This window comes from Polaromonas sp. P1_F1 (assembly GCF_056405795.1).
Window position 1 is genome coordinate 246,713 of the sequence record NZ_JBFUBJ010000007.1, and the last position, 9,400, is coordinate 256,112.

At 63.4% G+C, this 9,400-nt stretch carries 13 protein-coding genes; 7 read left to right on the top strand and 6 right to left on the bottom strand.

What is annotated here, in order from left to right:
• Positions 1 to 105 precede the first annotated feature (105 nt).
• The 4 genes from minC (at position 106) to AC1DZE_RS18945 (ending at position 3,914) form a co-directional block, all read left to right on the top strand.
• Positions 106 to 906: a septum site-determining protein MinC gene (gene minC, locus AC1DZE_RS18930; RefSeq protein WP_477670416.1), complete on the top strand. Its 801-nt coding sequence runs from the start codon at positions 106 to 108 to the stop codon at positions 904 to 906.
• Between the two features lie 98 nt (positions 907 to 1,004).
• Positions 1,005 to 1,823, top strand: a complete 819-nt coding sequence (gene minD, locus AC1DZE_RS18935) for a septum site-determining protein MinD (RefSeq protein WP_348046637.1) — start codon at positions 1,005 to 1,007, stop codon at positions 1,821 to 1,823.
• Between the two features lie 4 nt (positions 1,824 to 1,827).
• The gene (minE, locus tag AC1DZE_RS18940) at positions 1,828 to 2,124 is read left to right on the top strand and encodes a cell division topological specificity factor MinE (protein WP_477670417.1); all 297 of its coding nucleotides are present in this window, start codon (positions 1,828 to 1,830) and stop codon (positions 2,122 to 2,124) included.
• An 83-nt stretch (positions 2,125 to 2,207) separates the two neighbouring features.
• Positions 2,208 to 3,914: an ABC1 kinase family protein gene (locus tag AC1DZE_RS18945; protein ID WP_477670418.1), complete on the top strand. Its 1,707-nt coding sequence runs from the start codon at positions 2,208 to 2,210 to the stop codon at positions 3,912 to 3,914.
• 22 nt (positions 3,915 to 3,936) lie between these two features.
• Here the strand turns inward: AC1DZE_RS18945 and AC1DZE_RS18950 are convergent, their stop codons facing one another.
• Positions 3,937 to 4,761 carry an inositol oxygenase family protein gene (locus AC1DZE_RS18950; RefSeq protein WP_477700414.1) on the bottom strand — a complete coding sequence of 275 codons (825 nt, stop codon included), beginning with the start codon at positions 4,759 to 4,761 and terminating at the stop codon, positions 3,937 to 3,939.
• A gap of 126 nt (positions 4,762 to 4,887) precedes the next feature.
• Between AC1DZE_RS18950 and AC1DZE_RS18955 the strand changes: the two genes are divergently transcribed.
• Both AC1DZE_RS18955 and AC1DZE_RS18960 read left to right on the top strand, forming a co-directional pair.
• A complete protein-coding gene (locus tag AC1DZE_RS18955) occupies positions 4,888 to 5,712 on the top strand; it encodes an alpha/beta fold hydrolase (RefSeq protein ID WP_477672865.1) in 825 nt (274 codons plus the stop codon).
• 128 nt (positions 5,713 to 5,840) lie between these two features.
• Entirely contained in the window at positions 5,841 to 6,683 is an 843-nt protein-coding gene (locus AC1DZE_RS18960) for an alpha/beta hydrolase (protein ID WP_477672866.1), read from the top strand.
• 25 nt (positions 6,684 to 6,708) lie between these two features.
• On the opposite strand, the gene AC1DZE_RS18965 is transcribed toward AC1DZE_RS18960, so the two are convergent.
• The 5 genes from AC1DZE_RS18965 to AC1DZE_RS18985 form a co-directional block, all read right to left on the bottom strand.
• Positions 6,709 to 6,924 (bottom strand): hypothetical protein, encoded by a 216-nt coding sequence (locus tag AC1DZE_RS18965; protein WP_477672867.1) that lies wholly within the window; start codon positions 6,922 to 6,924, stop codon positions 6,709 to 6,711.
• Between the two features lie 244 nt (positions 6,925 to 7,168).
• Positions 7,169 to 7,978 (bottom strand): alpha/beta fold hydrolase, encoded by an 810-nt coding sequence (locus AC1DZE_RS18970; protein WP_477674594.1) that lies wholly within the window; start codon positions 7,976 to 7,978, stop codon positions 7,169 to 7,171.
• 1 nt (position 7,979) lies between these two features.
• Positions 7,980 to 8,171, bottom strand: coding sequence for a hypothetical protein (locus AC1DZE_RS18975; RefSeq protein ID WP_457282086.1), 192 nt, complete (start codon positions 8,169 to 8,171; stop codon positions 7,980 to 7,982).
• A gap of 321 nt (positions 8,172 to 8,492) precedes the next feature.
• A complete protein-coding gene (locus tag AC1DZE_RS18980; protein ID WP_477700415.1) occupies positions 8,493 to 8,906 on the bottom strand; it encodes a VOC family protein in 414 nt (137 codons plus the stop codon).
• A 226-nt stretch (positions 8,907 to 9,132) separates the two neighbouring features.
• Positions 9,133 to 9,219, bottom strand: coding sequence for a hypothetical protein (locus tag AC1DZE_RS18985; RefSeq protein ID WP_477700418.1), 87 nt, complete (start codon positions 9,217 to 9,219; stop codon positions 9,133 to 9,135).
• A 55-nt stretch (positions 9,220 to 9,274) separates the two neighbouring features.
• Between AC1DZE_RS18985 and AC1DZE_RS18990 the strand changes: the two genes are divergently transcribed.
• On the top strand, positions 9,275 to 9,400 hold a 126-nt coding region (locus AC1DZE_RS18990; protein WP_477700419.1), incomplete at its 3' end, for a winged helix-turn-helix transcriptional regulator.

Below are 9,400 nucleotides of genomic sequence, written 5' to 3' on the forward strand. Positions count from 1 at the left end.
CGTGYGCGCGAATCAGCCCCTTCGCACGCTACCCTCGGCCATCTTTCTTCGCCCTCATTTTCCGCACCGGTCGCCCGTTGTCCTTCTGCCCATGACTTTCCACCCATGACTGTTGCCATACAGGCCACCACCCCCGCCACCTTCGAAATCAAAAGCGCCAACCTGCCCCTGGTGGCCTTGCTGCTCAAGTCCACCGACCTCGTCGCCCTGGCGCAAGAACTGCAAGCCCGCTTTGGCGACATTCCCGACTTTTTCGACCAGGACGCGCTGATGATCGACCTCTCGCCGCTGCAATCCGCCGCAGTGCGCAGCGGCCGCGCGGTGGGCGACATCGACTTCCCCGCCCTCATCACCCTGCTGGGCAGCTACCAGCTGGTGCCGCTTTCCGTGAAGGGCGGCAACCCCGCGCAAATGGCGGCCGCCCTGCAAGCCGGGCTGCTGCCCGTGCCCGACGCCCACCTGCTGCCCGACCGCCCCGCTGCGGCAGCACCGGTGCAGCAGCAACAGCCAGCACCGCCCGTGGTGGTGGCCGCGCCCGCCGCCGCCCCGCTGGGCGCCCTGGTGGTCGACAAACCCCTGCGCTCAGGCCAGCAGGTGTATGCACGCGGCCGCGACCTGGTGGTGCTGGCCATGGTCAACGCCGGCGCCGAAGTCATTGCCGACGGCCACATCCATGTGTATGCGCCGCTGCGCGGCAAGGCCATGGCCGGCGCGCGCGGCAACACCGAGGCACGCATTTTTTCGCTGGCGCTGGAAGCCGAGCTGATTTCGATTGCCGGCGTGTACCGCACCGCTGAACACCCGCTGCCCGAAGGCCTGGCAGGCCAGCCCACGCAGGTGCGGCTCGTTCCCGCAGAAGAAGGCCAGGAAGGCGACCGTCTCGTCATGAATGTGTTGGCCGCATAGACATGGCCCCCACTCTTTTCACTTCGCCTGCGGCCCGGCAAAGCCGGTTCCGCAGCCCCGGCTGAAATATCTATCGCTTTCAAAAGGACTTTTATCTGATGGCAAAAATCATTGTGGTCACCTCCGGCAAGGGCGGCGTGGGCAAAACCACCACCAGTGCCAGCTTTGCAACCGGCCTTGCCTTGCGCGGGCACAAAACCGCGGTCATCGACTTCGACGTGGGCCTGCGCAACCTCGACCTCATCATGGGCTGCGAGCGCCGCGTGGTGTACGACCTCATCAACGTTATTCAGGGTGAAGCCACGCTCAACCAGGCGCTCATCAAAGACAAACAGTGCCACAACCTCTTTGTGCTGGCCGCCTCGCAAACGCGCGACAAGGACGCCCTGACAAAAGCCGGCGTCGAGAAAGTGCTGAAAGACCTGGGCGAGATGGACTTCGAGTACATCGTCTGCGACTCCCCCGCCGGCATTGAAACCGGCGCGCTCATGGCCATGCACTTTGCCGACGAAGCCCTCATCGTCACCAACCCCGAGGTCTCCTCGGTGCGCGACTCCGACCGCATCCTCGGCATGCTTTCAAGCAAAACCAAACGCGCCATCGACGGCGGCGACGCCATCAAGGAGCATTTGCTCATCACCCGCTACAACCCCGGCCGCGTCGACCAGGGGCAGATGCTCTCGCTGGAAGACATCCAGGACATCCTGCGCATCAAGCTCATCGGCGTGATCCCCGAATCCGAATCCGTGCTGCAGGCCTCCAACCAGGGCGTGCCGGCCGTGCACATGAACGGCAGCGATGTGTCGGAAGCCTACAAGGACGTGGTCGACCGTTTCCTCGGCGACAAGGACAAGCCCATGCGTTTCATCGACGCGCAAAAACCCGGCCTCTTCAAGCGCTGGTTCGGGGGGAAATAAAACGATGGCGTCCTTCCTGTCCTTTTTTCTCGGCGAAAAGAAAAAAACTGCCAACGTCGCCAAGGAGCGGCTGCAGATCATCCTGGCGCACGAACGCACAGGGCGCGGCCATGAGCCCGACTACCTGCCCGCGCTGCAGCGCGACCTCATCGCCGTGATCGCCAAGTACATCCGCATCGACCCGCACGACATCAAGCTGCACCTGGAGCGCCAGGACAACCTGGACGTGCTGGAAGTGAAGATCGAGCTGCCCGACAAGAAGGAAAAATCCGGCGCCTCAGCCGCCGCAGCCCGCAAATAGAGCACGCCAGAAAACCCGCCGCGCCTGCCCTGCAATTGACAAAAGGCAAGCCCGCCAACACAACTCAGGGCTATCATCATTCGATGTTGATCGGGACCTTCGGCGCTGCGCGTGACATGACGCGCCTGGCAGAAATCGCCGGCGTGCTGGTTCGCCACGGCTTTGGCGACAGCGTGCGCCGTCTCGGCCTGGCCGACAGGCTTGAACGCGCGGGCCATGCGCTGCATTGGGACGGCGTGGCCGACCTCGCCCGCATCAGCCCCGCCGAGCAGGTGCGTCTGGCCATGGAAGAGCTGGGCCCCACCTTTGTCAAGCTCGGGCAAGTGCTCGCCGGGCGCGCGGATCTCTTCGGCCCCGAATGGATCACCGAGTTCGAAAAACTCCACAGCCACGTGCCGCCCGTGCCGCTGGCCCTCCTGCTGCCGCAGCTGCGCGAAGACCTGGGCGGCGAGCCCGAAACCGTCTTCGCCCGCTTTGACGCCACGCCGCTGGCGGCCGCCTCCATAGCGCAGGTGCATCGCGCGCAGCTGCACGACGGCACAGAAGTCATCGTCAAGATCCGCCGCCCCGGCATCACCGAAGTCATCGAAGCCGACCTGCGCCTGATGGAGCGTCTGGCCTCCATGGCCGAGGCAGAGCTGCCCGCACTCAAACCCTACCGGCCGCGCCAGCTGGTGCGCGAGCTCGCCAAGTCGCTGCACCGTGAGCTCGACCTGGCCGCCGAATGCCGCCATGCCGAGCGCATCGCCGTCAACATGGCGCCGCTGCCCTATGTCGTGATCCCGCGCGTGCACTGGGCCCACACCGGCCCGCGCGTCAATGTGCAAGACCTGGTCGAAGGCGTGCCCGGCAGCGCACTGGAGCAGCTCACGCCCGAGGCCGGTTTTGACCGCGGCGAACTGGCCCGCCGCGGCGCCCGCGCCGTGCTGAAAATGATTGTGGAAGACGGCCTCTTTCACGCCGACCCGCATCCCGGCAATGTGTTTTACCTGCCCGGCAACGGCATCGCCTTTATTGATTTCGGCATGGTCGGGCACTTGACCGCGCGGCGGCGGGAAGAGCTGCTGCAGCTGCTGCTGGGCCTGGTCGAGCGCCAGCCGCAAGCCGTGGCCGACGTGCTGCTCGACTGGACCGGCGACGAGCATGGCGTCAACCTGTCGCAGCTTGAGTCCGAAATCGAAACCTTCGTCGACCAGTACCACGGCACGCCGCTGGCCCAGCTCAGCCTGGGGCAAATGCTGTCCGATGTCACCGCCATCCTGCGCGAGCACCACCTGGGCCTGCCGCCTGACCTGGCGCTGCTGATCAAGGCCTTCATCTCGCTCGAAGGGATGGGCCGCGGGCTGGACCCGGGCTTTCACATGGCCACTGAAGCCACGCCACTGCTGCGGCAAGTGGTGCGCGCCCGCTACCAGCCCAAGGCCCTGGCCACCCGGAGCTGGCAAACCTTCAGCCGCGCGCTGGCCCTGGCCGGGCAGCTGCCGCATGATCTGTCGCGCCTGCTGCGCAACGCGCGCCGCGGCCGCGTGCACGTGGGCATAGAGCTGGCCCACCTTAAGCGCGTGGGCGACCAGTTGGACCGCGCCGCCAACCGGCTGGCTATGGCGCTGGTGATCGCCGCGCTCATCATCGGCTCGTCCATCGTCATGACGGTGAAGGGCGGGCCCACGCTGTTTGGCCTGCCGGCCTTCGGCTTTCTGGGTTTTACGGGCGCCATGGCCGGCGGCATATGGCTGGTGCGCGCTATCTGGCGCAGCAGCCGCAGCAGCAACGGCGTTGAAGAGGACTGAGGGCCCGGGCTGAAACTACAAACTACAGCTTGAGCTGCGCCGGCAAATACTTCGCCATCAAGTCGTCGTAATACGGCTTGAGTTCGGCCAGTACCGGCGGCCTGTCGTTCTTGGAATAGAGATCGTAGGGGTTGAACTTCTGCACCCATTCCAGGTGCGCCGCGTCCTGCGCGTCCGTCAGGTGGCCGTACTGGCCCTCACGGTGCCAGGCGTAGAAGGAGTGGTAGCGAATCATGTACAGCGCCGGCATCGGCAAATGCGACTTCAGCAGCTGGTACAGGTATTCGTCATGGCCCCAGGACATGTGCACCGCGTCCAGCCCGCAGCCGGGTGCATACACGCCGTACTCGCTGTTGTAACGCGCGTCACGGCTGTCGGGGTTCAGGTCAAAGTATTCGGGGTAAACGATGCGGTCTGAAAACCTGCAACCCACCGGAAAGGTGTCGCCCACCACGGCCCACTGCGGCTCGCCGAACAGGCACAGCACCTTGCCCAGGTCGTGAATAAAACCCGTCAGCACAAACCAGTCGGGGTGGCCGTCGGCGCGAATCGCCTCGGCGGTTTGCAGCAGGTGGCTGATTTGCGGCAGCTCGATGTCCGGGTCCGACTCATCGACCAGCGTGTTGAGAAATTCCAGCGCCGCCCAAGGCGTCATCTCGCGCTGCGAAAACGCCAGCCACTCGGCTTTTTTGCGCTGCACAAAATCGTAGGTCTGGTTCTGGTGGTTGTTGCGGTAGAAGGTGCGCACCCTGTCCAGGCCGGGTTGTGCGTAGTCGCGGTAAGCCGCGCGGTCAGGTTCACTGGCCAGCAAGGGTGTTGCCGGGGCGTTGGGGGTGGTTTGCGGCATGACGGCGTTCATCGTGCCATTGTAGGAAGCCCGGCCCCTGCGTGCAAACCCGGCTGTCGCGGCGGTTTGCCGGGGTTATATTGGGCCCGACCTCGATCCCCCGCCAGCCACCGCCCGAAAGGCTTTATGCGCCGCAGACATTTCCAGCACTTTGTTGCCACGGGCCTTCTTTTCGCGTCAGCCCTGCTGGCCGGCGCCGTCCACGCGCAAGACGGCAACCCCAAAATCGGCGTGCTGATGCTGCACGGCAAAAACCCCGGCAGCAACAACGACCCCAACATGAGCCGCATCAAGCCCGTGCTGGAAGGCGCAGGCATGCTGGTGCTGTTTCCCGACATGCCCTGGTCGCGCGGCCGCTATATCGACGGCAACTGGGACAAGGCCATGGCCGAGATGGCCGGTCACGTCAAAACCCTGCGCAGCCAGGGCGCCACGAAAATCGTGATTGCAGGCCACAGCCTGGGCGTGCCCGCCGCCATGAGTTTTGCCGCGCGCGGCGGCGACGTGCAGGCACTGGTGCTGCTGGCGCCCGGCCATGTGCCGGCGCGCTACTACGCATCGCCGCAAAGCAAGGTCGTGCGCGACAGCGTGAACGAAGCCCGCGCACTGGTTGCCGCAGGCAAGGGCGATTCGCGTGAACGCTTTTCCGACATCAACCAGGGCAAGCAGCTGAGCGTGACGGCCACCGCGAAAGACTACCTCAGCTATTTCGACCCCGAGTCCGATGCCGACATGGGCGTCACCGCCCCGCGCATCCCGGCCGGCACCCCCGTGCTGACAGTGGTGGGCGAAGACGACGGCATCAGCAAATACGCCCGTCCCTACTTTGCCGACAAGCTGCCCGCCAACCCCAAAAGCCAGTACCTCGAAGTCAAGGCCAACCACCTCACCACGCCAGTCGTGGCCAGCGAGGCGATGGTGCAGTGGATCAAAACCGCGACGGCACCATGACGCGCCGGCACGCCAGCAGCGTCAACCGCCAATGCTATTATTTTAATAGCTGCTCGCGCACGACCTGATTGGGTTTCGGCCCTGCTTTCTTTAAACAAATCCCGGAACGTCCTTACAGGAACCCCACCATGACACCGCATTCATCCGCACGGCGCCTATGGCTGCGCCACGCATTGCCGGCCTTCCTGTTGCTGAGCATGGCTATGGCCGGCAACGCCCAGGCGCAAGGTGCGCCCCGCGTGGTCGACATTCCCACCCGACCCGGCGTCACCCAGCGCTTTGTCTACATCGCGCCCACCGCCCCAAACGCCACGCCCAAGGCCTCCGTCATCCTGCTGGCCGGCGGCCATGGCGGGCTGCAGGTTAACGACAGCGGCGGCTACGGTTGGGGCGGCGGCAACTTCGTCGTGCGCACGCGCCAGCAGTTTGCCGACGCCGGTTTTGCGGTGGCGGTGATTGATGCGCCGTCAGACAAACAGTCGCCCCCGTTTCTGTCGGGCAACCGGCAAAAGCCCGAACACACCGCCGACGTGCTGGCCGTCATCGCCTGGCTGAAGCAGCAGTCGCCGGTGCCCGTCTGGCTGGTGGGCACCAGCCGCGGCACCCAGTCAGCCGGCTACATCGCCACCGAGGCGGCGCCGGCGCAGGGCGGCCCTGATGGCATCGTGCTCACGTCCACCATCCTGACCGACCCGAACGGCCGCGCTGTGCCCAAAATGCCGATGGAGAAACTGGCGATTCCGGTGCTGGTGGTGCACCACGAACAAGACGGCTGCAAGCTCTGCGCCTTCAGTGACATGCCGCAGCTGATGGAAAAACTGGCCAAGACGCCGAAGGCCGAGCTGCTGACCTTCACCGGCGGCCAAAGCCGGGGCGACCCCTGCGAAGCCATGGCGTACCACGGCTATAACGGGCTGGAGGCCGACGTGGTCGGCAAGATCGGCCGCTGGATGGCCGCGGCAAAGCCCTAGCGCGCTACGACCGCCTGGGCCGCATTCAAGCCTGTTCGGGCTTGTCCAGCAGCTTGTCGTTCGGGCAGTTGCCTGCGGCGGTGTGGTTGAGTGACAAGCTCACCCCCGCCCGCTTCTGCACGGTGTCTACCGCATCCGGGTCAGGCGCCACGCTCCAGGCCATGGCGGTGGTCAGCACCACCAACGAAGGAATGGCCCGCAAATAGCGCGGGTGAAACAGGAAGTCGGCGATCTTTTTCATGGCGGCCTTTCTTGGCGATGTCTGCAGGTGGTTGCCCCGCAGAAAAAAACAAGCGTTCATCCTGCGCCGCCAAACTTAGAGCCATGCGTCTGCCATGTTGCGGTTTGTAAGGAAATGCCTCAACGGCAGGTAAAGACGCGCACAGCGCCGCTGTCAAAAGCGTCAAGCGCTATGGTATTGATAGCTGCTCGCGCACGTTCTGCCAGGGCTGCAGCCACTTTTCGTGATGAAAATGGCCGTTATTTCATTCCAGAAACCGGTTCACGCACGCCATCACCCCTTCGGCCTGGTCCTTGTGCGCCTCATGGCCGGCAAACGGAATGTTCAGCAGCTTCGCGCCGGGCACCTGCTCCGCCAGCTCAAACACACTGGCACGCGACACCAGGTGGTCTTCGTCGCCGCGAATTGCCAGCAAGGGGCAATTGATCTGCCTGACGCATTCGCCCGGGTAGCCGCTGGGGCCGTCGTCCAGCCACATCGGCACGACGGCATCAATCAGCGCCGCAAAGTCGGGCTGCGGGTTGACCGCGTTGTACAGCGCCACCGACTCGGGGAATTTTTTCGTCCAGCTTTGCGCCGTAACGCCGCCCAGCAGCTTGCGCACCGGGTCGTCGGCCTTGAGCATCTTGTCGGTGCCAATCGCAACCAGCTTGTCGACGGGCGACCCGCCTTCTGCGGCCATGCGCAACGCCGTGATGCCGCCGTCGCTGAAACCCACCACGCTGCAGCGCTCAACGCCCAGGTGCTGCAGCACAGCGGCAGCGTCAAGCGCCAGCCGCTGGTAGGTTACGCCCGCCGTGCCCAAGGTTGACTTGCCATGGCCCCGGCTGTCGATGCCGATCACCCTGAAGCGCTTCTGCAGCAGCGGCAAGACGCTGTTGAAGTCCTTCATCGTGCCCAGCCCGCCGTGCAAAAACAGCAGCGGCGGGTCCGCGTTATCACCGTGAACCTCAAAGTAAATCTTCGCGCTGTCCAGCGTCAGGTGGTCGCCACTGTGGTGATCAAATTCGCCGGCCTTCACCCCCGCCGCGCGGCTGAACGTGCCGGCAGCCACGTCAACGCCCCGTCGTGCCGCGGCGCGACTGCAGCTGGTTGCTGCCGCCCACATGCGACTCCCGGTCACTGCGGCTATTGGCCGTGCGCTGGCCTTCGTTCTTCTGCGTGGGTTTTTGTTCACCCATCTGGTTGAAGTCGTTTTCAACCTTGCCGCCGTGGCCCGATGCTTTGGGTGTGCCGTCTTGCTCCATCGCGCCGCCGGCCTGGTTGCGCGCGTCATCGGGTGCGAGTTGTTTGTTCTGCTGGCCCTGTTTGTTTTTGGCGTTCTGTTTGTTCGGCATGGTCTGTCTCCAGATAAAGGGGTTGAACAAGGGCCAGCGTGCAAACAAGGCAACACCAACCCGCGTAACAACCATTCTGAAAACCCCGAATGCCCGCCCATGTCAGACAGCACCCCGTACCCAAGCGCGACAAGGCGAAGCGAAAGCAAACCGGCTTGCTATAAATTAAATAGCTGCTCGCGCAGGTTCTGCTTGGTCAAACGGCCTGTTTGGCTTAAGACCAGCGTTACATCAACCCGCAGATGTATCCGAAAACTGCGCCTCAATCTTGTGCCCATCCAGGTCCCGCACAAAGCAGCCGTAATACTGCGGCCCATACATAGGCCGCGGGCCCGGCGCACCATCGCCCTGCCCACCCAGCTCCAGCGCCTTGGCATAAAACGCATCCACCTGCGCCTTCGACACAGCCAGAAAACCAAAGTGCGACCCATTGCCCACATGCGCCTTGCCCCCATCGTGCGGCACACCCACCCAGAACTCTGGATACGCCCGCCCGAAAGCGATGGCCCCAGGGTGCTCCATGATCACCTTGATCTCCATCGCACCCAGCACAGCGGTGTAGAACGCCTTGGCGCGTGGGAAGTCGTTGGTGCCGATGGACACGTGGGACATGATGCTTTCGGGGAGGGATGGGGTGTTGGGCATGGGCTGTTTCCTTGTTAATTAAGAAGGAAAAGCTTAGCTGCGCTGATCTGCCTTGGCAATAAATTGACCCGCAATTTTGCGGGTCATGTCAGCCCATCACCCTCGACGCGAGCGGTTCGGCAAAATCCGTCGCACCTTGGTGGAATTGACACTAAGTTGACTCACCTCATGCCGCAACTTCGCTAACTGCAACTGAGAGATTTCATCCAACATCGGTTGAATTTCCCTATGCCACCTCATAAATCCCACCACCATGCCCAGCTGTTGAATTCCGTCGAAATCTGATCCATTTAGCGCAGTAATTTCCATCCAAAACTGACCCACGTAGGCACTACCCTGCTTGTTTTAAAAGCAGGGGGAAATTAGGAGTGATAGACGTGGCGACATTGAATGTCATCAGACGTTGGGCATTGCGGGATCAGATGTCCATTCGCGAGATCTCAAGGCGTACAGGCCTGGCTCGCAACACAATAAAGAAGCACCTGCGATCGGAA

What these genes read in the sequence shown, in the direction of transcription:
- minD (WP_348046637.1), top strand. Translation starts at nt 1,005, where the DNA reads ATGGCAAAAATCATTGTGGTCACCTCCGGCAAGGGCGGCGTGGGCAAA.
- AC1DZE_RS18975 (WP_457282086.1), bottom strand. Translation starts at nt 8,171, where the DNA reads ATGGAGCAAGACGGCACACCCAAAGCATCGGGCCACGGCGGCAAGGTT.
- minC (WP_477670416.1), top strand. Translation starts at nt 106, where the DNA reads ATGACTGTTGCCATACAGGCCACCACCCCCGCCACCTTCGAAATCAAA.
- AC1DZE_RS18965 (WP_477672867.1), bottom strand. Translation starts at nt 6,924, where the DNA reads ATGAAAAAGATCGCCGACTTCCTGTTTCACCCGCGCTATTTGCGGGCC.
- AC1DZE_RS18960 (WP_477672866.1), top strand. Translation starts at nt 5,841, where the DNA reads ATGACACCGCATTCATCCGCACGGCGCCTATGGCTGCGCCACGCATTG.
- AC1DZE_RS18980 (WP_477700415.1), bottom strand. Translation starts at nt 8,906, where the DNA reads ATGCCCAACACCCCATCCCTCCCCGAAAGCATCATGTCCCACGTGTCC.
- AC1DZE_RS18955 (WP_477672865.1), top strand. Translation starts at nt 4,888, where the DNA reads ATGCGCCGCAGACATTTCCAGCACTTTGTTGCCACGGGCCTTCTTTTC.
- AC1DZE_RS18945 (WP_477670418.1), top strand. Translation starts at nt 2,208, where the DNA reads ATGTTGATCGGGACCTTCGGCGCTGCGCGTGACATGACGCGCCTGGCA.
- AC1DZE_RS18950 (WP_477700414.1), bottom strand. Translation starts at nt 4,761, where the DNA reads ATGCCGCAAACCACCCCCAACGCCCCGGCAACACCCTTGCTGGCCAGT.
- minE (WP_477670417.1), top strand. Translation starts at nt 1,828, where the DNA reads ATGGCGTCCTTCCTGTCCTTTTTTCTCGGCGAAAAGAAAAAAACTGCC.